This is a genomic window from Paenibacillus sp. 2KB_22 (assembly GCF_052115745.1).
In the GTDB taxonomy this organism is placed as follows: domain Bacteria; phylum Bacillota; class Bacilli; order Paenibacillales; family Paenibacillaceae; genus Paenibacillus.
In genome coordinates this window covers 1905047-1931554 of the sequence record NZ_JBFRHG010000001.1, presented here as the reverse complement: position 1 = coordinate 1931554, position 26508 = coordinate 1905047, and the positions used below count along the sequence as shown (strand labels likewise).

At 43.8% G+C, this 26508-nt stretch carries 34 protein-coding genes and 1 riboswitch; of the genes, 32 read left to right on the top strand and 2 right to left on the bottom strand.

Going from position 1 to position 26508, the window contains the following annotated elements; genetic code table 11:
• The 17 genes from AB4111_RS08365 to AB4111_RS08285 all read left to right on the top strand — a co-directional run bounded on the left by AB4111_RS08365 (position 1) and on the right by AB4111_RS08285 (position 12279).
• Positions 1–666, top strand: coding sequence for a Type 1 glutamine amidotransferase-like domain-containing protein (locus tag AB4111_RS08365; RefSeq protein WP_442031142.1), 666 nt, complete (start codon positions 1–3; stop codon positions 664–666).
• Positions 659–1564, top strand: a complete 906-nt coding sequence (locus tag AB4111_RS08360) for a PhzF family phenazine biosynthesis protein (RefSeq protein WP_442031141.1) — start codon at positions 659–661, stop codon at positions 1562–1564. The genes AB4111_RS08365 and AB4111_RS08360 overlap by 8 nt, the downstream gene beginning before the upstream one ends.
• Positions 1565–1578: 14 nt before the next feature.
• Positions 1579–2340, top strand: coding sequence for an aminoglycoside adenylyltransferase domain-containing protein (locus AB4111_RS08355; protein ID WP_442031140.1), 762 nt, complete (start codon positions 1579–1581; stop codon positions 2338–2340).
• 94 nt (positions 2341–2434) lie between these two features.
• A complete protein-coding gene (locus AB4111_RS08350; protein WP_442031139.1) occupies positions 2435–3025 on the top strand; it encodes an HD domain-containing protein in 591 nt (196 codons plus the stop codon).
• Between the two features lie 42 nt (positions 3026–3067).
• On the top strand, positions 3068–3397 hold the full coding sequence (locus tag AB4111_RS08345; protein WP_179198453.1) for an HIT domain-containing protein: 330 nt from the start codon (positions 3068–3070) through the stop codon (positions 3395–3397).
• Positions 3398–3576: 179 nt separating this feature from the next.
• A complete protein-coding gene (locus AB4111_RS08340; RefSeq protein ID WP_181155325.1) occupies positions 3577–3720 on the top strand; it encodes a hypothetical protein in 144 nt (47 codons plus the stop codon).
• A gap of 107 nt (positions 3721–3827) precedes the next feature.
• The gene (locus AB4111_RS08335) at positions 3828–4607 is read left to right on the top strand and encodes a hypothetical protein (protein ID WP_442031138.1); all 780 of its coding nucleotides are present in this window, start codon (positions 3828–3830) and stop codon (positions 4605–4607) included.
• A 131-nt stretch (positions 4608–4738) separates the two neighbouring features.
• Positions 4739–5413 carry a zinc dependent phospholipase C family protein gene (locus AB4111_RS08330; protein ID WP_442031137.1) on the top strand — a complete coding sequence of 225 codons (675 nt, stop codon included), beginning with the start codon at positions 4739–4741 and terminating at the stop codon, positions 5411–5413.
• A gap of 98 nt (positions 5414–5511) precedes the next feature.
• Positions 5512–5934, top strand: a complete 423-nt coding sequence (locus AB4111_RS08325; RefSeq protein ID WP_442031136.1) for a hypothetical protein — start codon at positions 5512–5514, stop codon at positions 5932–5934.
• Between the two features lie 27 nt (positions 5935–5961).
• On the top strand, positions 5962–6540 hold the full coding sequence (locus tag AB4111_RS08320; RefSeq protein WP_442031135.1) for a GNAT family N-acetyltransferase: 579 nt from the start codon (positions 5962–5964) through the stop codon (positions 6538–6540).
• A gap of 344 nt (positions 6541–6884) precedes the next feature.
• On the top strand, positions 6885–7382 hold the full coding sequence (locus tag AB4111_RS08315; RefSeq protein WP_442031134.1) for a PH domain-containing protein: 498 nt from the start codon (positions 6885–6887) through the stop codon (positions 7380–7382).
• A complete protein-coding gene (locus tag AB4111_RS08310) occupies positions 7379–8947 on the top strand; it encodes a PH domain-containing protein (protein WP_442031133.1) in 1569 nt (522 codons plus the stop codon). Before AB4111_RS08315 ends, AB4111_RS08310 begins: the two co-directional genes overlap by 4 nt.
• 96 nt (positions 8948–9043) lie before the next feature.
• On the top strand, positions 9044–9820 hold the full coding sequence (locus AB4111_RS08305) for a Cof-type HAD-IIB family hydrolase (RefSeq protein WP_442031132.1): 777 nt from the start codon (positions 9044–9046) through the stop codon (positions 9818–9820).
• Positions 9821–9929: 109 nt separating this feature from the next.
• Positions 9930–10100, top strand: coding sequence for a YHYH domain-containing protein (locus tag AB4111_RS08300; protein ID WP_094030640.1), 171 nt, complete (start codon positions 9930–9932; stop codon positions 10098–10100).
• 37 nt (positions 10101–10137) lie between these two features.
• Positions 10138–10800, top strand: a complete 663-nt coding sequence (locus AB4111_RS08295; RefSeq protein WP_442031131.1) for an HAD family hydrolase — start codon at positions 10138–10140, stop codon at positions 10798–10800.
• 295 nt (positions 10801–11095) lie between these two features.
• Positions 11096–11587 (top strand): NUDIX domain-containing protein, encoded by a 492-nt coding sequence (locus AB4111_RS08290; RefSeq protein WP_442031130.1) that lies wholly within the window; start codon positions 11096–11098, stop codon positions 11585–11587.
• Positions 11588–11610: 23 nt separating this feature from the next.
• Entirely contained in the window at positions 11611–12279 is a 669-nt protein-coding gene (locus AB4111_RS08285; RefSeq protein WP_442031129.1) for a DUF3298 domain-containing protein, read from the top strand.
• Positions 12280–12376: 97 nt separating this feature from the next.
• On the opposite strand, the gene AB4111_RS08280 is transcribed toward AB4111_RS08285, so the two are convergent.
• The gene (locus AB4111_RS08280; RefSeq protein WP_442031128.1) at positions 12377–13537 is read right to left on the bottom strand and encodes a glycosyltransferase family 4 protein; all 1161 of its coding nucleotides are present in this window, start codon (positions 13535–13537) and stop codon (positions 12377–12379) included.
• Between the two features lie 428 nt (positions 13538–13965).
• On the opposite strand from AB4111_RS08280, the gene AB4111_RS08275 reads away from it, so the two are divergent.
• Together AB4111_RS08275 and AB4111_RS08270 are read left to right on the top strand one after the other, a co-directional pair.
• A complete protein-coding gene (locus tag AB4111_RS08275) occupies positions 13966–14535 on the top strand; it encodes a DMP19 family protein (protein ID WP_442031127.1) in 570 nt (189 codons plus the stop codon).
• 28 nt (positions 14536–14563) lie between these two features.
• The gene (locus tag AB4111_RS08270; protein WP_442031126.1) at positions 14564–14848 is read left to right on the top strand and encodes a hypothetical protein; all 285 of its coding nucleotides are present in this window, start codon (positions 14564–14566) and stop codon (positions 14846–14848) included.
• A gap of 176 nt (positions 14849–15024) precedes the next feature.
• Here AB4111_RS08270 and AB4111_RS08265 read toward each other — a convergent pair whose 3' ends face one another.
• Positions 15025–15798, bottom strand: coding sequence for a sporulation protein (locus AB4111_RS08265; RefSeq protein ID WP_442031125.1), 774 nt, complete (start codon positions 15796–15798; stop codon positions 15025–15027).
• A 183-nt stretch (positions 15799–15981) separates the two neighbouring features.
• Here AB4111_RS08265 and AB4111_RS08260 point away from each other — a divergent pair, with 183 nt between their 5' ends.
• From AB4111_RS08260 to AB4111_RS08200, 13 genes are all read left to right on the top strand, one after another.
• Positions 15982–16419 (top strand): hypothetical protein, encoded by a 438-nt coding sequence (locus AB4111_RS08260; protein WP_442031124.1) that lies wholly within the window; start codon positions 15982–15984, stop codon positions 16417–16419.
• 21 nt (positions 16420–16440) lie between these two features.
• On the top strand, positions 16441–16989 hold the full coding sequence (locus AB4111_RS08255) for a hypothetical protein (RefSeq protein ID WP_442031123.1): 549 nt from the start codon (positions 16441–16443) through the stop codon (positions 16987–16989).
• A complete protein-coding gene (locus tag AB4111_RS08250; RefSeq protein ID WP_442031122.1) occupies positions 16989–17528 on the top strand; it encodes a GNAT family N-acetyltransferase in 540 nt (179 codons plus the stop codon). The genes AB4111_RS08255 and AB4111_RS08250 overlap by 1 nt, the downstream gene beginning before the upstream one ends.
• Before the next feature lie 46 nt (positions 17529–17574).
• Positions 17575–18099: a YfiT family bacillithiol transferase gene (locus AB4111_RS08245; RefSeq protein ID WP_253432508.1), complete on the top strand. Its 525-nt coding sequence runs from the start codon at positions 17575–17577 to the stop codon at positions 18097–18099.
• 34 nt (positions 18100–18133) lie between these two features.
• The gene (locus AB4111_RS08240) at positions 18134–18646 is read left to right on the top strand and encodes a GNAT family N-acetyltransferase (RefSeq protein ID WP_442031121.1); all 513 of its coding nucleotides are present in this window, start codon (positions 18134–18136) and stop codon (positions 18644–18646) included.
• 33 nt (positions 18647–18679) lie between these two features.
• A riboswitch (ZMP/ZTP riboswitch) is annotated at positions 18680–18761 on the top strand.
• Between the two features lie 128 nt (positions 18762–18889).
• Positions 18890–19363: a GNAT family N-acetyltransferase gene (locus tag AB4111_RS08235; protein WP_442031120.1), complete on the top strand. Its 474-nt coding sequence runs from the start codon at positions 18890–18892 to the stop codon at positions 19361–19363.
• Positions 19364–19533: 170 nt separating this feature from the next.
• Positions 19534–19917 (top strand): VOC family protein, encoded by a 384-nt coding sequence (locus AB4111_RS08230; RefSeq protein WP_442031119.1) that lies wholly within the window; start codon positions 19534–19536, stop codon positions 19915–19917.
• Positions 19918–20137: 220 nt separating this feature from the next.
• The gene (locus tag AB4111_RS08225; protein ID WP_442031118.1) at positions 20138–20857 is read left to right on the top strand and encodes a class I SAM-dependent methyltransferase; all 720 of its coding nucleotides are present in this window, start codon (positions 20138–20140) and stop codon (positions 20855–20857) included.
• A 69-nt stretch (positions 20858–20926) separates the two neighbouring features.
• Positions 20927–21661, top strand: coding sequence for an SDR family NAD(P)-dependent oxidoreductase (locus tag AB4111_RS08220; protein WP_442031117.1), 735 nt, complete (start codon positions 20927–20929; stop codon positions 21659–21661).
• A gap of 162 nt (positions 21662–21823) precedes the next feature.
• A complete protein-coding gene (locus AB4111_RS08215; protein WP_442031116.1) occupies positions 21824–22513 on the top strand; it encodes a response regulator transcription factor in 690 nt (229 codons plus the stop codon).
• Complete coding sequence (locus AB4111_RS08210; protein WP_442031115.1) at positions 22510–23514, top strand: sensor histidine kinase; 1005 nt, start codon at positions 22510–22512, stop codon at positions 23512–23514. Before AB4111_RS08215 ends, AB4111_RS08210 begins: the two co-directional genes overlap by 4 nt.
• Positions 23515–23630: 116 nt before the next feature.
• On the top strand, positions 23631–24386 hold the full coding sequence (locus AB4111_RS08205) for an ABC transporter ATP-binding protein (protein ID WP_339259915.1): 756 nt from the start codon (positions 23631–23633) through the stop codon (positions 24384–24386).
• Positions 24383–26308, top strand: coding sequence for an FtsX-like permease family protein (locus tag AB4111_RS08200; RefSeq protein WP_442031114.1), 1926 nt, complete (start codon positions 24383–24385; stop codon positions 26306–26308). The genes AB4111_RS08205 and AB4111_RS08200 overlap by 4 nt, the downstream gene beginning before the upstream one ends.
• Positions 26309–26508 lie beyond the last annotated feature (200 nt).

Below are 26508 nucleotides of genomic sequence, written 5' to 3'. Positions count from 1 at the left end.
ATGACTACGTTGATTCTGCTAAGTGATTTGGTGTTCGAATCTAACGATAAATTGGATCAGAAAATACGAAGCTTATTCCACAGTGAACAGCCTTCCATCGGCTATATTCCTTCATGTTCCGACCCAGAGCGAAGGTATTTTGAGCACACAAGACGTTACTATAATCAAATAGGAATAGATAACATTCAATATTACGATCTTGATCTGGAGTATGAGGATAGCGCATTTGGCTCTATTTTCGAGTGTGATGCAATTCATCTATCCGGCGGAAATACGTTTTATTTTCTAAGTTTATTACAGAAGAGAAATATGCTTGGTTTGCTACGTTCCTATGTGAAGAGTGGCGGAATGCTGATCGGGGTCAGCGCAGGAAGTATTTTGACGACACCTACGATAGAGATAGCGGGGTATGGGGAAGATGCTGATGAAAACGAAGTAGATCTGAAAGATATGAAAGCACTGGAACTCGTTAATTTTGAGTTTGCACCGCATTGGGACGGTTCGGAAGATAAACTAAATGCATTAAGAGAATATACTCATGTTCACCGTACAGCGGTCTACGCGTGCCAAGATGGAGGCGGGGTTGTAGTTGATGGTGAAAGCGTAGAGTTATATGGAAATGTGCGTCTCGTAGATGGCAAAGAAAGTGGGTCAAGTGATGAGTAATATTAAGGTCTATCATTATGATGCTTTCTCTACAGTTCCCGGTCAAGGTAACCCTGCAGGAGTGGTTTTTGACGCTGATCATTTCAGTGAGACAGCAATGCAGCAGATCGCTTATCAAGTTGGTTTTAATGAGACGGTATTTGTGTTGAACTCGGAAGTAGCTGACGTCAGATTACGTTATTTTACGCCGGGTCATGAGATTAATCTGTGTGGACATGCCACAATGGCATCACTGTATGGTTTGAAGACGCGTGGTATGTTGGGTGACAAAGAGTTAATCACGATTGAAACCAATGTAGGCATATTACCTATTCGATTTGAGCGAAATGACAACACCATTTACATGGAAATGAAACAGGATCATCCGCAGTTTATACCGTTCCAGGGGGATATCGAGAAGCTGGTAAGCGCCATAAACCTCACTCTGGATGATGTTGACCTTTCTACGCCAATCGTTTATGGAAGTACAGGAGCCTGGACATTATTAATCCCCATTCGTGATTTGAACTCTTTTATGAAAATGAAACCGGATTCTTCCCTGTTCCCAGGAATTTTAATTGAGAATCCCAAAGCTTCCCTGCATCCCTTTTGTTTCGAAACCCGTGATTCTGATGCGATGATGCATGCCAGACATTTCTCTTCACCTTACTCAGGTACGACGGAAGATCCAGTGACTGGAACAGCCTCCGGGGTGATGGGTGCTTATTATTTAACCTATGTGAAACCCGAGATCGATGAGGTACAGTTTGTGGTAGAGCAAGGGCATGAGATTGGAAGAGATGGAAAGGTTCAAGTGAGTGTGATTCGGGATGGTGCAGATATGGATGTCAGAATGAAGGGGACAGCTGTTTTTGTGCGTGAACTAAACGTTGAATTGGACACATGTTCATATACATAAAGGAGTTGCTTATTTTGAATGAAAAGACTGTTTTAGATAGCGTTACTCGTGTCTTGAAAGAAGAATTAACGGATGCTTTAGTGGGAATCTATCTACACGGTTCTATGGCTATGGGATGCTTTCATCCGAATCAGAGTGATATCGATATATTGGTCGTTAGCCGGGAAAAACGATCTGCCGACACCTATCGAAGGATTGCAAAAAAAATAATGCATATCGAAGATGAGATGCGCATTACGAAAGGTTTTGAACTCAGTATCGTACTGGAATCTACAGTTGCTGTTATGGCATACCCTACTCCTTTCGAGTTTCATTACTCTGCTTATCACCGGGAGAGATATAGAACCGATGAGCAATATCTATGTGGTGGATATGAAGATCCAGATCTGGTAGCTCATATGGCGGTCATCTATGATCGAGGTATTGTGCTCGATGGTAAACCCATTTTGGACCTGTTCCAACCGGAAAATCGTGAACATATGATTGCTTCAATTACATCGGACGCGAGTTCAGCTATAGAAGAAATTCTGGACAACCCAGTCTACTATGTACTGAGTCTGTGCCGTGTTCTTTTGTACGTGAGAGATTCAGTCATTCGCTCCAAACGAGAAGCAGGAGAATGGGCGCTTACAGAGCTTCCCTCTAAATACAAGGATGTCAACTCACAATGCCTTGCGAAGTACAATGGTGATCTGGAGAATGTGAATTTGAGTGAAGCCTTACTTCTGGAGTATGCAGAATATATGTTAAATCAGATCCATATGAAGGGAGAGTAACATTGCCTATATTGGAAAAGATATCTGCTTGATGATGAAGAGACGAGAATCTATGAATATCAGATTTGATTTAAGATATGAAGGAGGATATGCTGTGAGCGAATCGTTACAGGATCAGATTCAATTTCTCATTGAGATTGATAAACTCAAAACGATTGAACGGAGAACAAGAATTATTCATGGTGATAGACTTGAAAATGATGCGGAGCATTCCTGGCATCTGGCGATGATGGCTTTGGTTCTACAGGGTCACGCCAACAAGGATGTGGATATCCTCAAAGTCATTAAGATGCTTCTCGTTCATGATCTGGTCGAGATTGATGCTGGAGATACTTTCGCCTACGATACGGTAGGGAATACGGATAAATATGATCGTGAACTCAAAGCGGCTCATCGACTGTTTGGAATGTTGCCTAAGGAACAGGCTGAAGAACTACTCCACTTATGGTTGGAGTTTGAAGCAAAACAGACGCCTGAAGCGCAATTTGCCTCATCTCTCGATCGATTGCAGCCTATTATCCACAACCATCAGAATGAGGGAGATACATGGCAGAAATATAACATTACAAGTGATCAGGTGTTAAACAGAAACCGTGAGATTGCGAACGGTTCCGAGACATTGTGGGAATATGCGCAGCAGCTTATTCAGAAATCTGTGGACCAGGGAATCTTGACCAAATCATAAGGATACGTTTTAACGTATGCATTTCGAAGATGGAGGAGTATAATGACGCAGGACTTTTATTGTGATGAGGTGTTAAGTGGTAAAACGCAAGTCAAAGTTGTGATGGAAACAAAGAACGTTATGGCTTATCATCACACTCGGCCATACTACAAGCATCACATTGTTGTAATTCCCAAGATACATATTCAGTCCTTCATTTCAGAAGAGGAAGAGAATAATGATGAGCTGCTTATTGAAATGATGCGGGTCATCAAAAAAGTAGCTGCTGACATGTTAGCTCAGACAGGCTCATCAAAGATTATAACTAACCTGGGCAGTTATCAGGACTCGAAGCATCAACATTGGCATATAGTCAGTGGTGAACGAACTTAGAAAAAATGTATGCCGGATTAAAAAACTTCCACCTTTCGCATAAGGATGTGGAAGTTTCTTTGGTTTTGAATCAATAAGCACACCGAATAACCTTTTTATCCACCATAAAAGTTAACTGAGGAAAAATATGCTAGAATAGGAAATGATAATTTAATAGATTCATAGGAGGAATAACAATTATGATTACAATGTTTTTAATGTTGATTAATGTGTTGTTATATGGACTCGGTGTGTATGCGCTGATCCTGTTTATTAAGCTGGCCCGGCGCGGGATTCAGGCACTGGATATCTACCTGTATGAGAAGCGCGGCGAACGTTTCTAACGTTCACTATCTCATACTCGAATAGAATTATCATTTTTCTCTCAGTGTTTTATCTTTTCTAATCTAGTATGATTAACGCATCATTTCAGTAAAGAGAGGTTCACGACATGGAAGCTTTTTTAGAGCAAATTAACGAGTTAAACGAGCTTCAGAAAGACTTGGTTAGCATACATCCTTTGTTTGCAGAACATTATCCAGTGGTTGTCGCCTATGAAGCTTTATTATATATCTATGATTATTCGTCCAAGACGCAGCAATATGAGTGGGTAAAGACGGTGCCAGACGATTTATATATTCCAGATGAATGCCTTGCAGCCATGCCAGTGCCTCATATGGATGGACGAATGTGTGCGATTGTAACGGACGCAGCGTTCAGAGACCTTGAGCAGAAAGTCTACCTGTTCCACGAATATGTTCATTGCTATGTATATGAGAAGTATGATGAACGGATCGTGGACCGTCTCCAGATTAAGCATAAAATGACGCAACTGAAGCGGGTGACATGGGAACTGGATTATGAATTTCCGTACGAAGATGCAGTCGTTGTGGAGCGTATTAATTCATTGTTGTCTGCTTTGAAAAGTAAAGACCTAACACAAGTACACACAGCTAGAAAGGCGTTGTTCACTTCATTAAATGAAGAGCAAGCCGAGTACTGGAGCTGGTTGGAGTGGAACGAGGGTTACGCACGTTATATTGAGAATCTGATTCGGACAAAATTCGGCCAGAAAAGCAATCATATGGGAGACACTGCCCCGTTTAACCGCTTGATGTTCTATGAATGTGGATCGGAATACATTAGTCTGCTTGTGAAGGCGCACCCCGAGTACCATACGGATCTGGAGCAGTTGTTTGATCGAATGCAAGAGGAGAGAATACAGAATTAATCACGCATCTACATTGAAAAAGGTGGAGATACCGGAGTCTCACTAATCAAGTGATTTGTATGTTGCACCAGTAGGTATATCGTTTTTTTAATTAATGTAGAATACTTCCCGATAAAAAGGAGATCAACTCTATGCCGTTACCTATGGTTCATCTCAATATTGCTAATCGAATTGCTGACTCGCTGCAAATGCAGGCTGATCGAGGTTCATTCTATCTGGGGAATATCGCCCCGGATTCCATACATATGCGTGAAGGCACAACCAGAGATGATAAGGAGTACACCCATTTCAACCCGACAGATGAAGGAGATTACGTCGGAGGACTGAAGGAACGCTACTTATCCTATATGCAACAACGTGCAGATGAAGGATGGAAGTGGTTTGTTCGTGGGTACTTTATGCATGTGATGACAGACTATTACTGGTTCCGGAGTGTGCATCCTGAATTCGTCGAACGGGTCAACAAGGCAGACTTCTCCATAGGTACGAGTAGATCCAAGGAAGAACTGGCGCGTCTATACTATCAGGAGACGGACCAGATCGATTTCAATCTCTATCAAGGTTCGAGTTGGAGCGAAGAGGTATGGCAGGTGCTCAACAGCTCACCGGGTTATGACATGACGGATCGTTTAACTGCTGATGAGATTATCCGTTGGCGGGATCACACGTTTTCTTTTCTTAATGGGGAAGAACCGGGAATAACCCCTCAGTTCATTACGGGTGAGAGAGTTCAGTTATTTGTGGAAGAGGTCGTAGAGCGACTGTGCGCTTTGTTGTCTTCATGGGACCCAGAGTTACGGATATGACTACAGATAGTTAGTGCAGTTGTGTCACTAGATGCTGTAATCTTTACTTCTCTATTCATTACGAATCTAATCAAAACGAAGTCAGGGAGGAACACAGTATGGTGAAACATGTAGGAGTCTTGCTCGTATTTGTCTTTGCCGCGTTCGTTGCAGGATGCAGTCAACCGAGTGAACCAGACTCGGAAGAGGGGCTTCCTGTCCTGATCACTTTAACGTGTAATCCCAACCTCGCCTTGGAACCATGCCAAGATGTTGTGTTTGATCGATCTGACGAGATTCGAATCATGATGGAGGCCATACATAAGGCAGAGCGTATGACGGGCATTATTGATTATGGTACGCAGTACAAGATGAGTATTAATAATGCAGATGGTTCGGTTACACGGTATGATTTTTCATTAGGAATGGATCCCAAGATGCAAGGGCTGTTAGTAAACCAGGAAGACACGAATACTGGATATAGCATTCCTCTTGAGGATTCGAATCAACTAAGAAGACTGATCCAGCGACGTACAGATTAAGAAGATATATGGAACGGAGAAGAACCTGTGGATGACAAAATTACCATTGAACCTTTGAAGCAATCAGATGCAGATGGAGCGTATCAGGTGTTCGAGACAACCATTCCCGCAGCATTTGATCAGGAGGGAATAGGCTCGCTTCTGGATGATATTCAGGATGAAATAACACACAAAAAAGCGATGATTCACACGGCATTGCAAGCAAAGGACAATATACAAGCAAGTGTATTTTTCCTCGTCGCCAAGAGGGGAGATGTTATTGTAGGCACGATCTCGTATGGACCTTGTGGTGAGGAGATTCGAGAATGTACAGAGGGCCGACTGAACGATATCGGAGAACTGGGTAGCCTGTACGTGATGCCCGAGGTTCAAGGGCAAGGGATTGGTTCGGCGCTCATAGTCGCACTGGTTAACGAATTGCAGCAGCAGGGAATTCAGCAATTCTGCCTGGATTGCGGCTATCGAATTGCACAGAAGAAGTGGCAACGCAAATTCGGTGAACCCTATGTCATAGCGAAGAACTATTGGGGTGAAGGAACAGATCATATGGTTTGGCTGTGTAAAGTACGGGATTTTATAGAGGTTGTTCAAAAAGCCCGCTTTTGATTACGAATGATGCCAAGTTGCATCATCAACGTCGAATATGGAACTCAGCCGAACAAGCAGATGCTTACGAAGTATGTTTCCTTCGGAAACATTGTAGTTGCTCACGTAGTTTTCCCTACGCTCCGCTACTCCATTTCTAGCTTCATCCCATCTTCTCGGTACTAAAAACCAGTCTTTTTGAACATGCACTAAAGTAAAATGAAGTGAACAAAAGAGATGACGACCTGTACTTTACAGGGGTCATCTCTTTTACTAAGTGAATCTTTCTGCATCGATCGTGGACGATTATTCGTACATTGTATTATGTGTGTTTTTATGTAGCTGAAGGAAAAAGGAGTGAACATATGTCAATACAGTGGAAACCACCCGAGCAACGGCTATCCCCTCAAGCGGTAAAGCTGTGGAGAATTAGCGCCATCCTAATGAATGTCATAGGTTTCCTGATACTTGCCGTACTGTTAATACTCGACTCCATCTATGGATGGAAGACGTGGGTCGGTTGGATCCTGTGGGGTGTTACGGCCATATCGGTGCTCTATGCGGTGTGGGATATTTTCATCCAGCCTTCATGGTTATACAAGCATTGGTACTATGATGTGAATGAGGAGTTCCTGCAATTGAAGCGTGGGGCGCTAACCAAGGTACATCAGATTATTCCCATGGCGAAAGTACAATCGGTTACAACAAATCAGGGACCTTTGATGCGAAAATATGGGCTCTATTCCGTATCGGTTGGCACGATGGGGTCATCGCATGAAATCCCGGCATTGCCAGAGGAAGTCGCGCTTGCACTCCGTCATCAGATTGCATCCTACGCACGGATTAATGAGGTGGACGAATGATCGATATGAAGCGACATCATCCATTATCCATGCTGTGGAGTCTGTGGAAACTGTTGAAGAATTCGTTTGCGATCATCTTGTTTTTGTTTGTCTTCCGCCAGGGTTCAGAGTCCCAATGGCTCTACTATGGAAGAATTGCCTTTTATGCAGGTATTTCGATCGGCATCGTGTCAATCATCTGGAAGTGGTTTACCTCTCGTTATACAGCAGACGATAAGGCCTTTCACATCTACAGTGGGGTGTTCAACCGTACTCGAAGAACGATACCGTATACCAAGGTCCAGAACGTGAACCGGCATACGACATTGTTCCATCGGTTGTTCAACGTGACATCGATCCGATTCGAGACCGGGATTAAGGGAGAAGATGCTACCTTTCAGTTACACGTTGTTTCACTTTCCGAAGCAGAACAGTTGGAGAAGCTTGTATCGGGTTATATGGCAGAAGATGCAGAAGCAGAAACAGTAGAAGCAACAGAGGAACATGATACGTTAGATGCAGTTAAGGATATGGAAGAGGGAGTAGAGCACTCCCTCCCTGTTATAACCGATGAAGCCATATCTCTGCCTGCAAAAGAGAAACAAGAACGGGTTGTTCATTATCATTCTACCCGCAAGGACATATTCAAAGCATCGTTTACCTCGCTCAGCTTTCTCGTACTGATTCCGGTTCTGATCACGCTTTATTCCTGGGTGAAAGATTTTTTCCCTGATGAAGAAGTTACAGAAAGCTTGTTGTTAACCTGGCTTGATTCCTGGTGGATTGCCAGTTTGATGATTTTGGTTTTATTGATCATATCCATCGCTCTGGGGATTGTCAGAACCTTTGTGAAGTATGGAAACTTTCAGATTACCTCGGATGCCAAGCGGATCTATATCTCGAAGGGCATGATGGAACAAACGTCATTTTCAATCTTGAAAGAACGAGTTCAGGCCGTGAAAATTACACAGTCTCCGATGAAAAGGCTGCTTGGACTAGCGGAAGTAGAACTGACCACTGCAGGTAGTCTGGGGGAATCCGAGCAGGAGGTAAACTCGCTCTATCCCTTCTTGCCGGTGAAGCAAGCTTATACCATGATTGAAGAGATACTACCATCCTATCAGGTGACGCAGGAGATGGAAAAACTTCCGAGAATATCACTATGGCTGCGTCTGCTCAAACCAAGCTGGGGATGGATCATGATTACGGGTTTATTGTGGTATTTCAAACCATTTGTGTTTGGGCAGAAGCATGCCTGGTGGATGATTTCGGCGATTCTGCTCGTGTGGATTGCAACAAGCAGAGTGATGGACTTTTTCCATACCAGATACATTTTACATCAAAATTTTATTCAACTTCGGACCGGTGCGCTCACTTCAACACTCTTCATCTCCAAGCGTGAGAAAGTCATCGAAGTACAGATCACCCGTAACGTGTTACAGCGCTGGTTCGGTGTTGCTTCCATTCATACGGTAAACCGTGCCAAACCTGTACTGCATCATCGTGCACATGACATTCCCCTGGATACAGCGGAATCATTTCAATTATGGTACATGGGACGTACCCAAGATGTTCAGACCCGGTAATCGCAAGAGCAAGTGCAGGAAGACCACATCAGGTTATTCTGTACTTGCTCTTTTTACTAGAAGTCCCAGGAAGCGGATTAGAGGAGGAAGGATATTTTGATGAAAGCTGTGTTCTTTGATGTGGATGGTACATTGCTGAGCGAAATAGATCGGAGTTTGTCACCGCGTACAGCAGAGTCGATCCGGGAATTGATTCATAAAGGCGTTCAAGTCGTACTTGTCACAGGTAGGCCCTATAATCTATGCGAAGAATTCAGAAATCTCGGAATCGATACGATTATTTCGGCTAATGGGGCATTGATCAAAGCAGGTGATGAAGTGATACATAAGTCTGTACTTTCTGCACAGATGGTAAGAGCATTCAGTGAGTTTGCCGAGTTGCATGGGCACAGTATTTCATATTTTACAGAATCATTTGAGACGAACGGGTTGTGTACAACAGATGGTCGTGTTACTGATGCCCTAAGAGATACGCTTGGACTCATGGTTTCTCCGCAGAAAATCAGCACGTTGGAACAGGATGTATACTGCATTTGTTTATATGCGGATGAAACGGAGACGGAGAAATTCCAATCCAGATTTCCTTCTTTACGATTCGTGAGATTCCATCCGTATGTAGTGAATGTGTTGGAAGCAAGCGAAGTCAGCAAATCGATTGCCGCAGAGAAAGTCCTCGATTACCTGAAGATATCCAGAGAGGATACAATGGCCTTTGGCGATGGGGAGAATGATGTGGATCTGCTAGCGTATGCGGGAATCGGAATTGCGATGGGTAATGGCGGAGAACGAATTAAACAAAGCGCAGATTATGTTACTCTACGGGCAAGTGAAGATGGCGTCAGCCATGCGCTGGAGCAATTTAAAATGTTATAAGAATGTACGTATAAAAAAGATGAAGGATATCCCAATTGTGGATTTTCATGTAGAATGATATAGCACGTAATAAGCCCTAAAGCATAGGGTGTAGATCGAAGGGTGACTTATGAAAAAGGTTGTTATTGTAATTCTGTCTCTTGTCGTTCTTGTTGGTGTATCTTCTTCTGCTTATGCTCATCCAGGCAGACTGGATAAGAACGGTGGACATAACTGTTCAGCCAAATCCAAGCAAAAGGGTCTATGCACGGGCTATCACTACCATAAAAAGAAAAAATAAGCACTGCTTTACATTATTGAACAGGGGGAGAAGAGCGATGAATCATATTAAAGCCGTTATTTTTGATTTGGACAATACAATTCTAAACAGAACGATGACCTTTGACGGATTCACACAGAGTTTGATTAAGACCTATTTTGGTCACCTTGAGTCAACCGAAGAGATAAGCAAGCGAATTATTGAACTAGACCAGGATGGTTATAAGGACAAAACCCTCCTGTTCAACGAATTGTTGCATGAATTGCCTTGGGCAGAGCATCCGCCACATGCAGAACTGATGGAGTTCTATGGCAGAGAGTATGTGCGAAGTTCAGTTCTGATGGAACAGGCGCGAGAAGTCGTTCAGCATCTGCGGGGGGAATATCAAACCGGGTTAATTACCAATGGGCAGACTGATATTCAGTATGGGAAAATCGATCAACTCGGTATCCGGGATGACTACGACCATATTATTGTTTCCGAAGAGGCTGGAGTCAAAAAGCCCGATCCTCGGATTTTTCAGCTTGCGCTTGATCATTTCGCTCTTACTGCCGACCAATGCATCTACATTGGCGATCATCCGGTGAATGATATTCAAGGAGCAGCAAGCGTAGGCATGAGCACCATCTGGATGAAGGTCAACCAGCCGTGGGAGGATAGCATTACATCCGGTCCTTTACATACGATTGCACATCTAAGTGAGCTAAAGGTATTGCTGTAGAAGGCGGTTATATAAATTGAATATAACATTTACACAAAACGGAGAGGACAGAAATAATCTGAAGAAGCGGAGCTAAAAGCTTTCTGAAAGAAAGCTACTTCGGAAGCATACACCTCGCCTTTATCCCCGGATTTTCCCTTTAGGAAAGGAATCAAAGAATCTGAGGATAACAGCGATCGGAAGGTTGTTCTGTCATCGGAGTGGCTGAGTGTAAATATTTTTTTGTTCAGTTTATATAGATGAAGACTTCGATAATTACAGTCTGGAAAGCGAGGAACATATGGAGATTAGACAGATGGCTACAGCGTTTATGAGCAATGGCTCAGACATGCTGATGATGAAGAAGGCAGGCAGCAGATTGTTTGATTTTGAATTTTGGGGCGGCATCGGCGGGCATCTGGAACAAGGTGAACTGAACGCACCGATGACTGCCAGCTATCGGGAGATTGAAGAAGAGACCGGATTCAAGCCAGAGGATATCGAACACTTTCGACTTCGAACTATTCTGTTAGAGGTTAGCGGTGGTGAGATTTGGCAGCAGTTTGTATATTTCGGAGAGACGAAGCATCGACATTTTGTGCCCTCCGATGAAGGAGAGTTATTCTGGATCCCACTGGATGAGGTACTGGATTTGCATGCGTCTATTCTGATCAAAGCAACGCTCAGGCACTATTTACAACATCCGGGAGCAGAAGACATCTGGATTGGCAACGTTCAGGGCGGAACAGACTTAAAGGGCACTCCACAGGTAATATGGAACATAATGCAGGAAACGAAATCATTTTGAGCGAAAGGGGGTTATCGATAATATTGAAACATAGAACTGGAAGAAAAAAATGGAGATGGATAAATTATCTGTTGATCACTGTACTGGTTGCTATAATTCTTCCGAGTAGTCATGTAGAGGCAGGCAACACGATTACAGTGAAAACGAAGGTCCAATATTACAAAGGACAGCCATACATACATCTAACAGGTGGAAAGAAATCTGTGACGGATAAGCTGAACAAGACGTTTAAACTCCACGCAGTGAAAGCAGCTCGCCTGGACAAAGAAGAAAAGCAATCAAACAAAGCTTATTTCTACATTACCATGGCCAGTGTAAAATACAATGCAAAAGAAAAGTTATCTGTGGTATATGAAGATCATGTGTACACTGGCGGAGCACATGGAATGGATGCGACAAAATCATATAACTATGATTTAAGAACAGGGAAAGAACTGAAGCTAAGCGAGTATGTTAAAGATGATATTCAGATGGAGAAGGTAGAGAAATCAATCTCCAACAGTCTATTAGCCATGTATAATGCAGGAGTTTCAATTTTTGAAGAAAATATTTATGATTTTCAGCTTGATCAAACATCTGAATTCTTTTTATATGACAAAGGGATCGTCATCCGATTCCATCCTTATGAGGTTGCACCCTACGCTAAAGGATTTGTAGATATCAAAGTCCCATACACTAAATTCAACCAATAGATGTATGCAATAAAAGACATGATCCAGTTCAATGAGATCATGTCTTTTTATATCAACATATAATATGTCTTTGACGAATGAAGCCTTTACGACCAGATCAGGCTGTAATAATTCGATTTTTCGTTTGTCTATTCCGATGGTCTATAGCTTCCTCATAATCCACGATCAATGTATCAAAAATATGCTCCCACGACCGCTGTTCAGCCAGCTTTCTGCCTTCCAGTCCCATCATCCTCAATTGGTCCACGTGATTTCCCCAGAGACATATCTCCCGAATCAGTGCATCAGCCTGACCTGGCTCGAACAATACACCATTACGGTGGTGGGACACCAGATCCTTTACACCTCCGGCATTGGCCGCCACCACAGGAAGCCCTGAAGCCATCGCTTCCAGCACCACATTGCCAAATGTCTCCGTAGAGGAAGGAAACACAAACAGGTCTGCCGAAGCATACATAACAGCAAGTTCTTCTCCATGCATATAGCCTGTAAAGGTGACATTTGGTGGGGAGTGCAGACGCATTTTGGGAAGAGATGGGCCGTCACCAACGATAACCCAGTGTACACGGGACTGCATTTCCTGGGGCAACTGTTGCATCGTAGTCGTGAGCGTAGCGATATCTTTTTCCGGGGCAATGCGACCAACGTAGAGTAAAATAAGGGGAGCGGTGATGTGGTATCGTTCACGGATATCCGAGCTGCGTTTATCAGGGGAGTACAGGTTGCAATCAATTCCGCGAGACCAGAGCTTCAGACGCTGAATGCCTTGGACTTGAAGGGTATTTAAAGTTTCCTGCGATGGAGCCAGGGTTGCACCACAGGCACGGTGGAACCATTGGATATATTTCCAATAGAGAGGAATCATACTTTTCAACCGGTAATATTCGAGATAACGATCGAAGTGGGTATGGTAGGAGACAACATGCGGAAGATGATGTTTGAGCGCATACCTCAGACCAAGCAGCCCCATATTAAAAGGCGTGGCGATATGCAGCAGATCGGGTTGAAAGGTTTGCAGCTGCTTGTGAGTGTTAGCTCTGTTGGGTAGCGCAATGCGGCATTCTGGATACAGAAAAAAGGGAATGTTGGCAACCGATCTGACTTGAGTCTCATGGCTTCCTTCAATGATGGAGTTCGGAGTAAACAGCAGATGTTCAATTCTTCTGCGGTTCAGATGGTTACTCAAGCGGTGGAGCGTGCCAGCAACACCATTGGTTTCAGGAAGATAGGTGTCTGTGAACAAGGCCAGGCGCATCATTACCCCTCCCAAGACTCGTGATGCCAAGATCATAACAGTGGAACGTTTTCCCGAGGTCAAGTGCACGTTAACTTGACGATATTCCCTGTAAATTTGATAACGGGATAGACAATACTAACTACTATAAGTTCAACTTATATAATGTATTCTGCTATGATGTAATAACGTGTCGGCGTAGTTAAGCTTGTAATTTACACGATAACGGAGAGGACAGAAAAAAACTGAAGAAGCGGAGCTAAAAGCTTTCTGCAAGAAAGCTGCTTCGGAAGCATACACTTCGCCTTTATCACCGGATTTTCCTCTTTAATAAAGGGAATGAAAAAATCTGGGGATAACAGCGATCGGAAGTTTATTCTGACCGCGTAGTGGTCCAGTGTAAAAAATTCGTTTAAACTATTCAGACAGAGAGATACAGGAGGCAGAGAAAGATGAACAAGTTACAAGAAGAACTGCAGGAGTTGTTACCACTCGATCAGCTTGAAGAGATGTCAGGTGAAGAAGTGGTGGGGAGTGTTGCCATGGACCTTTATCGGGCTGAATTCGAGACGATTCGAGAGAGTGGGCCGGAACTTCCGCAAGTATTGCGAGATATCATTCTAATCATCGATCTGGATACCGAGCTGTCCATGAACGGTATGACCGGTTTCCTTGAGAATGCCAGCGGGCAGTATCTGGGTGAGACGATAGCAGCTATGGAACGGATCGGCAATGATGCAGATGCCGTGATCCTGAAGAAAATAGAGCAAGTGTTGTCCGAAAGCAGCGTAACGCACGGGCAATTACGAGATAATGTGAATGGCCTGTCCGAAGATGACATCACGACAAGCCTGCAAACGCATGGGGAACAGATTCATGAGGTATTGCAGCGCATTGAACTGGAAGCCGGCAACCTAAGCATGCAATCCGATAACGAAGAAAGTTTCGACCTGCTGTATCAGTATGTGGATGCAAATAAAGATCGTCTGAAACAGGAGATGGATCACTTCTTGTCTAATTGAATGGGAAGAGGGGGGGGAATTGACAAACATGAACAAACGATTAGTGATGGAATCCGTTCTGGTTACCCTGTTATTCATCATCGGTTTTGCAGCTTGGAATGTTGTGCAAGGCATGATCATGACCATGAATTACGTACCTGATCTGACAAACACCGCTTCATCCGTTAACCCATTGCAATCCAAGGTTGCTTTTGGAACTATGGTTCGGTGGGATTCAACATCCATGATCATGGCTGTTGCCGGATTCATTTTGCTCGCCGCAGCATATTACGGTCTTCGATCTGGAATGCAGCGCTGGACACAGCGTTCTTGAAGGATTGTCCTCATAAGCTCCATATCACATGTTCCTTTACGGTGCCTTTGCAGCACACCAATTGCAACTCAATTACAACTGCCCTGAGTCCATTAAGTTCCCTTATCTAAAATGGAAAACCGTCCTTTATCAGATTTGTCTGATAGAGGACGGTTTTATTTTTTCCAGACTATAGACTAGATATGTTTGGATATAACTTCTTCCAATCCTTGAGCGACAGAATGTGCACCCCGCTCCAGATGTCTTTCATACAGATGCAGGCGGACGAAACTTTCATCCGTGCCCATCGCTTCCGAGAACATTCCACTGAGTCCACGAGCGCGGCGATCGATCTGTAATAACAGCTCCAGCGAATCGCCCATGGGATAGAACATGACTTCCAACTCATCCAGATGCCCACGGAATTTGTTTGTTGGTACAAATTCAAATTCCTGTACAAATGGCAGATTTCCGCCCAACTTTGGTGCATAGTCATTGGTGACTTCACGTAGTTTGAAACCAAGGATATCAATTGCATCGAGCACGGTGTTCATGTCTTTGCTGGGAACAACATGCAATCTGTCCCGGTCTGATGGGTCCACCGCGCTTGAGATATCGAGCCCCGTTTCTACCCAAACTTCGGCACGATGCAGTGTAATCGGCAGGTTTTCTGGCAGGTCAAATGAGAATTCTTTCTCTAATTTGGCTCCAGGCTGTAATGTGAACCCTTCAGTGAGCAGGTATTTGGCGATAACGGCTGTTTCTTTTACTTTGCGATCATCGTGCTCCCGTATGTAATGGGTTTTGATTGAAAGATAGATTCGATCTACGTTCTGTTCCACATCTCCACCTTCAATATACACAATCCCCGAGATGATTCCTCCAGGCGTGACCTCTGGTGTATGCAATTCCGTATTTACTTTGGCTGCTCCAACACCTACACTGGCTAACATTTTCTTGAAAAATGACATGCGCTTAACCTCCAGATCAGATGGTTTATTATAGGGGATACATACGACTTCGACCTTAATACGGAAGCTGGAAGGGAAACGTTTCAAATTTTGGCAAAGATATTCGCACATTCAAACAGGAGATTCGCTTAACCGATGTCGAATGTTAGAATAAAGGGATTTTTTGTCAGGAGATGAAGCCGATTGAACACAGAATTTTCAGAACAGAAATATGGTGAGACTGGTGTCAAAACCAGCTTTGAGCAGATGGCGAACGGGGAACAGAAATATAAAATGATATCAGAAGATGGCAGTTATTATTGCAGAACCGTTGCTTCTTCCCAGGGAGCATGGCAAAACAGTCATGTACATATCAGTCTAACGGAGTTTTATGTGGTGCAATCCGGATGGATTGCTTATGCCAGTTATGGAGACGATCAGGTGTTTTCCATTCGAGTGATGCGTGAAGGAGAGCATATTATTGTCCAACCTGGAATCCACCACAATATATACATGTCTGCACATAGCGCGATCCATACAATCAAACATGGATTGAATACATCCAGTGATTGGACGGCGTCACCTGAGTTGGATAGGTTAACTCAATCTGTAACAGAGGATGAGCTCCAGAAGTATGATTAACCAGACGGGAGGATCAGGCAGATGCGTAAAAGTACAATATTGTGGATTACGGGAATAACGATCATTCTCTTGGTGACTCTGCTCATCTACAGCTATGTTATTCCAAGTGTGAATGCCAAAGATGTTGTGATGGCAGGTACCATCAGGCAGATTGATGCGAATGCAGTTGAGGTAGAGTTAGAGATAACGCGAAAAAGAGAAGACAAAGATCAACATATGGTGTATCCCGTTGTCCCGGGGTGGGGAGGAGCCACCTTCACTGAAGATCTAGATGATGCGTGGTACGTGCCTTCGTCTGTTGGCAGCTCCTATCTTGATCAAGTCATTCTGGAAGAGTATCTGAAGGTGCAGGGGAAAACGAGGAAATCAGCTGAGAATCTGATAGGATTTGCAATCCCTGATGAGATGGGGAGCTACAAGTTGAGGTTTACGCTCAGATCCTTGGATGGAACGACTCAACCGCTTGAAAATCCCATCGTGTATTATGTTCACAACGAGCAGTTGTTGGGGAAGGATCTAAGTTGGGTTACGGGTGAAAATCTGGAGATCATTAAGGAGTATGCAGAGTGATGAGCGTATATGAATCAAACGGAATCACCGTACGTTTCTTGGAAACAGAAGATGAACACCAGCTGGTGAAGTGGCTGACTGACCCGGAAGTCCTTCAATACTATGAAGGCCGTGATCGGCCGCATGATCTGGAGCAGGTAAGAGAGCATTTCTACAATCAGGATGATGATGCTACCCGTTGTATCGTTGAGTATGCAGGAAGTCCCATAGGATACATTCAGTTCTATAAGCTTGAGGAAGAAGAACGAACGGAGTATGGTTATGGAGACACGGATGAGATCATCTATGGAACGGATCAGTTCATTGGTGAGATAGATTATTGGAACAAAGGTATCGGAACATTGCTGGTGCAATCCATGCTGGCTTATCTGACTCATGAAAAAGAAGCCCGTAAAGTGGTTATGGACCCTCAATCCTGGAACTTGCGAGCGATATTCTGTTATGAGAAATGTGGTTTTCAAAGGATTAAACTGTTGGAGAAACATGAGCAGCATGAAGGACAGATGAGAGACTGCTGGCTCATGGAATATGCTCCTTAGATAATTAAAAGTTATTTTGAATCATACAAACAAGGAGGAATAATAGATGGACGAACGATTTCCGATAGGACCATTTGTACACACAGGTGAAGTTACCTTGGCACAGCGGGAGAAGTGGATTCAGGACATTGCTGAGTTGCCTGAGCACGCGCGAGAAGCGGTGAAGGGACTGAGTGAAGAGCAATTAAGTCTACCCTATCGAGAAGGCGGATGGATGCTCAAACAGGTCATTCACCACATGGCAGACAGCCATATGAACAGTATGATTCGTTTCAAATTGGCACTGACAGAGGATACACCTACGATTCGACCGTATTATGAAGAGCGTTGGGCTGAACTGAGTGATTCAAGGGACCTGGATGTTGAGTTCTCGCTTCAGATTCTGGATGCACTTCATCGTCGTTGGGTGTTTCTGTTAAACGCATTAACAGATGCAGATTATGCCAAACAATTCTATCATCCCTCATCGCAAGAAACCACGAGACTGGATTATAATCTGGGCATGTATGCTTGGCATGGCAAACACCATGTTGCGCATATCACATCGCTTCGAGATCGACTGGGAATATAGCTAGGCAAAATATCTTATTAGGGAGAATTCATTAATGACTGTACATATCAGATTATTAAATGAGAGTGATCCTGTAAGCATATCAAAGGCGTTTCAGGAGCAGGGGTGGGGGAGATACGCTGAGCAGTATCTTCATTACTTGGCTGAACAACAGAATGGGGACCGTGTAACCTTGGTAGCCGAGTTGAATGGAGAATTTGCTGGGTACGTGAATGTATTGTGGCATTCCAAATACCCGTCTTTCAGGGAACAAGGCATTCCTGAAATTAACGATTTCAATGTGCTGATCAAGTTCCAACGCCAAGGTATTGGTTCACGGTTGATGGACCGCGCAGAGGAAGTTATTTCGGAACGAACGGATGTGGCAGGTATTGGTGTAGGTGTATTTTCCGATTATGGCAAAGCGCAAGTTTTATATGCCCATCGCGGATATATACCGGACGGTCATGGTGTCCACAGACACGATCATTACATTCAGCCAGGTGAAGAAACAGTTATTGACGACGATGTTGTGCTTTATCTTACGAAGAAATTAAAAGGCAAGTAATAAGTGTAACTCATGTATACTAGTTGTTAAATATCTCTTGTGTGTGACTGGCGTAAACGTGGAGTGAACCACGAGGAAGCACATATATTATATGCCGTACGCCTGGGCAAAGTGTTTGATCTTTTGATCAAACACTTTATTTTTTATTGAGGTAACGAAAGGACTGGTGGCGGCAATGAAATATTATGAAGTTGGTAACTTAAAAGATGTCTACATGCAAACTAAGGGCGAGGTGATAAAAAGATGACTATTCGTCTTTTTCAAGCGATTGATCAGCCAGCAGTGCTGAAAATGATGACGGATCATAATTTTCAGTTCCCTTCGTTTATACGCGATCAGTATCCTGCGCGCTGGGATTTATTCTTAAATATGATGGATGAACGTATCAGTGCTTATTATGTCATGGTTGACGAAGCAGATGTTGTCATAGGTCATGCTGGTTATATCTTTCAGCCTACCGTTAACCGGTATGAGATCGTTGGCGTTGTTACATGTAAATCGCACCTTCGACAGGGTGTTGCACGTACACTGATTACTGAAATATGCATAAAAGTAGCTGAATTCGGATGTAGTGACGTCATGCTTTACACACTTGATCATGAAGAAAATGAAGCAGCGCTCGTATTTTATGAACGAATGAATTTTCAAAAGAAGGGTATCGATATGAATTATTATTCCTCAGGGTTTCATAGACTTTCACTTGTTAAAACACTATAAGGGAACTTCAAGAAACTCATCTGCTGACTAAACATTGATGCTCATAAAGAAATCCACTTCACTCCAAAGAAATATGATAAAAAGCCGTCCTGCATGTTATACTCTATTGGAATTTGAGGAATGATAAGCAGGACGTTGAGAGATTAGATGACTAGAGGAGTGAATGATCCATGTTTAGCAAAGTCGGCCAGGTTATGTTGTATGTCAACAATCAAGATGAATCATTGGCATTTTGGACGGAAGTTGCAGGATTCCACATTGTGGATGAAGTAAACCTTGACGAGGGCATGAGATGGATTGAGATCGCGCCCACCCCAGATTCGCAGACGAGTATTATTCTCCATGACAAAGAGTTCGTCGAACGGATGTCAGCGGGGGTAAATCTGGGCACACCTTCGTTAATGTTCTTCACCGAAAATCTGGATCAGTTATATGCCGACTTGTCTGGCAAACATGTAACAGTGGGAGAGATTGTCGAGATGCCAACCGGGCGTGTTTTCAACTTTGCGGATAATGAAGGAAATTACTTTGCAGTCTTGGAACGGGCGAAGTAAATTACAACTCAAAACCGCTATGATTGCAAACGATCGACATCCATGTCGGTCGTTTTTTTGTTGGGAAAAAGCTTATATTTTGTAGTAGAAAAACGCAAGAAAAATAGAGAATTAATGGGTAAAAATGTTATAATAGAGTGTCGCTGATTTAATGAAAATGATGAGGAATGAATAGTCGGAAATGAAGGTTCGGATGGAGAATTTAAGGAGGAATGTGGTTGTGGAAAAGACGATTAAAAGTGTACAAGATCTATATGATATGCTCGATGCGGACTTCAGAGCTGCCAAGCAATTTTGGGAGCCTTTCTATGAGGATCGGAACAGACCCATACCCTTTTTCCCTAACAAACCGGATGAAAATCTGGTAGCGCATGTGAACGCAGGTGTGCTGGCAGGCGGCAAGGCACTGGAACTGGGTTGTGGCCCAGGCAGAAATGCGTTGTATCTGACCCGCCAAGGATATCAGGTAGATGCTTATGATCTTTCCGAGACTGCGATTGCCTGGGCTAAGGAAAGGGCGGCAGAAGAGCAACTGGACGTGAATTTTGAATGTCGCTCCGTGTTTGAACTGGCCCCGGAGCAAGAATATGATCTTGTCTACGACTCGGGTTGTCTGCACCATCTGTTACCTCATCAGCGGATTCCTTACATAGAGATGATTCACCAAGCGCTCAAGCCCGGAGGATACTTTGGAATGACTTGTTTTGCTCCTGGTTTTGGCGGTCAAGGTGGGCCGGAGAGCGTCATGGACGATTGGCAGGTATATCAAGAGAAGTCGATGAAAGGCGGACTGGCCTTTACGGAGGAAAAGCTTCGTTATTTACTGCAAGATCCATTTGAATGCGTGGAATTACGCCCAATGAAGGCGATGAGCCAGGATGAGAATTGTTTTGGATTACCGATTTTGTGGGTGACCATGTGGAGAAAACCGGGCGTTTAGTTATAGATTTATAAAGTCATAGGTTGAAGTTTAACCAATATTGCATTGAGCGAGAGAAGGCGGGGGAATATGGGACAGAGGTATTTTATCATTACAGGTACATCCAAAGGAATTGGCAAACAGCTCGCGGAGTTGTTGTTAGCCAGGGGAGACTGGGTCTATGGCATTTCACGCGGGCATTCGGACGAGTTGGAATCAAGCGAGGAATGGAGAGGGCGTTACCATCATGTTCAGTACGATCTAGCCGACCTGAGCGGGATTGATGATGTGGTTACACGTCTATTGGACCAAATCCCATCTCAGGAAGCTGATTGCATTGGACTCATTAATAATGCAGCGATGCTAGAGCCTCTAGGACCCATAGAACAATGCAGTGCGGCAGAGATAAGTCAGAGTCTTAACATCAGTCTTGCAGCGCCAATGATATTGAGTTCATCTTTTATTCAACAGACGAATCACCTGTCCGCCAGACGTAAAATTGTTAATCTCTCATCGGGTTCGGGAAGTTATCCCGCGCCTTCAATGGCAGTGTATTGTACATCCAAGGCAGGCATGAACATGTTTACCCAATGCGTATCTTTAGAGCAAACGGGTCGACAGAACCCTGTTGAGATCATTGCTTTTGATCCGGGGATGGTCGATACAGAGTTACAGGCTGCTGCACGAGGCAAAAGTGCAGAGGAGTTTGCTCTTGCAGGCATGTTTAATCAAGTATATGAAGCAGGCCAATTAAAATCGCCACGAGACGTAGCGATGCAGTTGATCGAGCGGATGGACAAACACAATGATACAAGCACAATGTGATACACCCTATTGAGAGCTAATATGATATACGTATTTCATTTCGTCTTATTTACGAAATTAGTATGGAACCCTTTTGATATAAGCCCAACTTCCCTGTACACTGGAATCAGCGATCGAAAATGAATATTCAACCTTAGAAGATCAGAAACGTGGTGAAGTCTCTTGTTTAAAATTATGCTCATTGAAGACGACGAGTCGTTATTCAGTGAAATCAAGGAACGCTTGTCCCAATGGTCGTATGACGTGTATGGTGTGCAGGACTTTGGCAAGGTATTGCAGGAGTATAGCGTAATTCAGCCGCAATTGGTCATTATTGATATTCAGTTACCCCAATATGACGGGTTTCATTGGTGCCGGATCATTCGTTCCCACTCCAATGTGCCGATTATCTTTTTGTCCTCACGGGATCATCCTGCGGATATGGTCATGTCCATGCACTTGGGTGCAGACGATTTTATCCAGAAGCCTTTTCACTTCGATGTATTGATTGCCAAGATCCAAGCGACTCTGAGAAGGGTGTACAACTATAATACAGAGCATATTGAACTTCGAACCTGGCGCGGTGCTGCTATTGAATATGTGAAAAATACGTTGACCTACGGGGATGAATCTGTTCTGTTAACCAAAAATGAGATGTTCATTCTTAAAGTGCTGGTGGAGCACAAAAATCAGATTGTTACCCGCGAGGATCTCATCCGGAGCTTGTGGGATCATGAACATTTCGTGAGTGACAATACACTGACGGTTAATGTTAATCGGTTACGAAAGAAGCTTGAACCCATCGCCTTGGAGCAGTACATTGAAACCAAAGTAGGTCAGGGGTATATGGCAACGGAAGAGGCAGAAGCATGATCGGTAAGTACATACGAGAAAGGGCTAGTTGGTTATGTCTACTGGTAAGCATACAACTTATTATTTTATTGGTAGCTTACATGGACTCGTCCATTCCATTCCAATCTGTGGTGTATATCGTAGTGCTGAATGTGGTGGTCTGTCTTGTTTTTATCTGGGCGAGATATCTGAAAGAGACTCGTTTCTATAAAAAGTTGAGCACCTGGGATCATACCTATGATCTGAGAGAACTCGATATCGCCGATAGTCCGTATGAGCAGATCGTATATGAGGCCCTGAGTTCCCAGACACAGCGATATCGTAAGGAGTCGTCACATCATTTTATTGCCCTGGAACAGGAGAAGGACGAGATGTTGTCCTGGATTCATGAGGTGAAGACTCCACTGACTGCGTTGCAACTGATGATTGAGCGTTTGCCAGATGACAAGTTACAGAGCCAAATGACATATGAATGGTTACGAATCCATCAGTTACTGGATCAGCAGCTTCATCAGAAGCGTATTCCGTTCATGCATAATGATCTGTTCATCGAAGAGACGGAATTTGAACCAATATTGAATAGCGAGATTCGAGCGCTGAGATCATGGTGCATATCCAAGGGCATTGGCTTTGATGTGTCTTTGATGGTATCGCGTGTGCTTACAGACAGCAAATGGTTAGGTTTCATCCTCCGGCAGTTGTTGAGTAATGCGGTGAAATATAGTGATTCATCGGACATCCTCATTGAAAGTCGGGAACAGGATGGACACATCATACTCAGGATTCAGGATCACGGACGGGGGATTGAGGCTCAGGATCTGCCGCGAATATTTGATAAAGGATTTACGTCTACCCGAGGCAGAATGGATGGGGCGGCGACCGGGATGGGGCTGTATCTGGTTCGACAGGTGGTTCAAACCCTTCACATGCGCATTCATGTAGAGTCTTCTCCTGGCGAGGGCACAACCGTCACACTTACTTTTCCACGAAAAAACGACATGGTGCATCTTGCAGGCGTGTGACAACAATGTCACATGCTTTTTGGTTTTGTTCGGTGAATCGCACGATAACATTACACATCCCGCCTATGATATAGACATGAGCATTTTGCAGAAGTTCAAAGAGGAGTGAGTGGGATATGTGGATACTGGAAGCCAAAAAAATTCATAAAGTCTATGGTAATAAATTGAACAAACAGGAAGTGCTAAAGGGGATTGATCTTGGGGTAAGCAAGGGAGAGTTTGTCGGTATTATGGGGCCTTCGGGTTCGGGTAAAACGACGTTGCTTAATGTACTTTCCTCCATCGATCGGGTGAGCCAGGGCACGATTGATATTGAGGGCAAGGAATTCACCGGAATGAAGGAGAAACAGCTGGCTGAGTTCCGTAAACATCATCTGGGCTTTATTTTTCAGGAATATAATCTGCTGGATACCCTTACGGTGAAGGAAAATGTATTATTGCCGCTCTCGATCACGAGCATTCCAAAACAGGAGGCACACCGGAAGTTTGAACAGATTGCCAATGAACTGGGAATCTACGAATTGAAAGACAAGTATCCATCTGAGATTTCGGGTGGGCAGAAACAGCGGACTTCAGCAGCACGAGCATTTGTCCATGAGCCAAGTATCATCTTTGCGGATGAGCCAACAGGAGCGCTCGATTCCAAATCTGCCTCCGATCTGCTAGGCAAGTTAAGTGAGATGAACAGCACCCGAAAGGCGACCATTATTATGGTTACCCATGATCCGGTTGCTGCAAGTTATTGCAGCAGAGTGATCTTCATTCGAGACGGTCAGATCTACACCCAGCTGAATAAAGGAGACGAGTCACGGCAATCGTTCTTCAACGATATTATCAAAACCCAGGGCGTATTGGGTGGTGTGCAGCAATGAGCTTGAATTATATTATCTTCCGTAATCTCAGGAAAAATCTGAAGAATTATTATCTCTATGTCTTTGCGCTTGTGTTCAGTGTGGCCTTATATTTTTCCTTTGTGACGTTACAGTATGATCCTTCCATGGATGAGGTAGCTGCTTCAACGAAAGGTGCGGCGGCTATAGGCGCATCTTCGGTACTGTTAATCGTCATTGTCGGTATCTTTTTGCTCTATGCCAATACGATCTTTATCAAGCGGCGTAGCAAAGAAATTGGATTATTTCAATTGATCGGACTGACGAAAGGCAGAATTTTTGGTATTTTGAGTGCGGAGAACAGTATTCTCTATTTTGGCTCCATGGCCATCGGTGTGTTGATTGGGTTTCTTGCGTCCAAGCTTGTATTGATGATATTGTTCAAAATTCTCGGTGTGGATGCGATTACCAAACTGTACTTTTCTCCGATGGCACTGATGCAAACGGTGATCGTCTTTACGATGATGTATCTGCTCATCATGCTGATGAATTATATCTTTATCAAGGGGCAGAGTATTCTCTCGCTCTTTCGGGTGTCGGCCACTTCGGAGCAGCAGGTGCAGAAGATGTCGTTTGGACAGATGATTGTTGGCGTCTTGGGCATTGCCCTGATTGTGTATGGATACTTCGTGTCTGCACGGTTGTTCAGTGGTGAGGCAATGGATATGCAGCAGTTGATGTATACGATGATCCTGATTCTGTTCTCGGTCATACTGGGGACATACCTGTTCTATAAGGGGTCGGTAAGTTTTATCTTTAATCTGATTCGCAAAAGCAAAAACGGCTACCTATCCATCCATGAGGTGTTATCGTTATCTTCAATCATGTTCCGCATGAAGTCTAATGCCTTACTGCTCACGATTATTACAACCGTGTCGGCGCTTGCTATTGGCATGCTGTCGCTCAGTTACATTTCGTATTATTCGGCAGAGGCGCAGGCTAAGGAAAGTTTGCCGGAGGATTTCTCTTTTGCTCAGGTTGAGGTGAAAAATCGCTTTGTAACGGAGTTGGAACACAAACAGATTGCTTATGAAGAGAAGCATAGAGAGCCTATCTATATTGAAATTGATGCTCATGAAGTGATGGATGCGTCCATGACGGAACAATACCTGTTCAGTAGTGTGCTGAGTGACAACATGGTAGATAACATTGATGTGCAAGCAGGTGAAGTGGTCTTCATGGGATATGGAAATGCCATTCAGCAGTTAATTTCCATTCAGGAGAAAGGTCCAATCGTCTTGCACGGGTTGAAACATAGGCTGGCACAACAACTGATCGGAACGACCAAACATGGAGTCCTTCCCGCGTACTATACTGGGGGCACGCCTGTAGCGGTCGTGGATGAGACGGTATATCAGCAACTGAAGCAGGACATCGATCCCAAGCTGCAGAAAGCCGATAGGGCTGACTACTATGGTGTACGTATTGTGAAGGAGGGACAGGCTGAAGATGCATATGCTGTATATAAGGAGCAGCAGTTGGAAGCCCCAAGTTTCTCCCAGATTGAGTTCAGAAATAACCAACGTAACACGATGGGCCTAATTATGTTCATTGTTGGATTCCTCGGCTTGACGTTTTTAATTACATCGGGATGCATCTTGTACTTTAAACAAATGAATGAGAGTGAAGAGGAGAAGAGCAGTTATACCATTCTGCGAAAGCTCGGGTTTACACAAGGCAATCTGTTGCGTGGTATTCAGATCAAACAATTGTTCAACTTCGGTATTCCACTCATGGTGGGATTGAGCCATAGTTATTTTGCCGTAAAATCAGGGTGGTTCTTCTTTGGCACAGAGCTGGCGACACCTACGGTCATTGTCATGATAGTCTATACATTGTTATATTCGATCTTTGGTCTGTTGTCCGTGTGGTACTATAAACGGGTGATTAAGGAAGCTTTGTAGAATTGGGATCAGGCGTATGCTGATATAACAAAAATAGTTTGAGTAAAGGGTAGCTGTAATATATACAGACTGCTCTTTTTTTCTTTTTCTAAGTATAATGCCTCATGAAAAAAAGGATGATAATGGAATTGAGTCGAAATGATGATAGAGTCACGGAATCTGATCCACGGATAACATTGAATCGAGGAGAGGTGATGTTC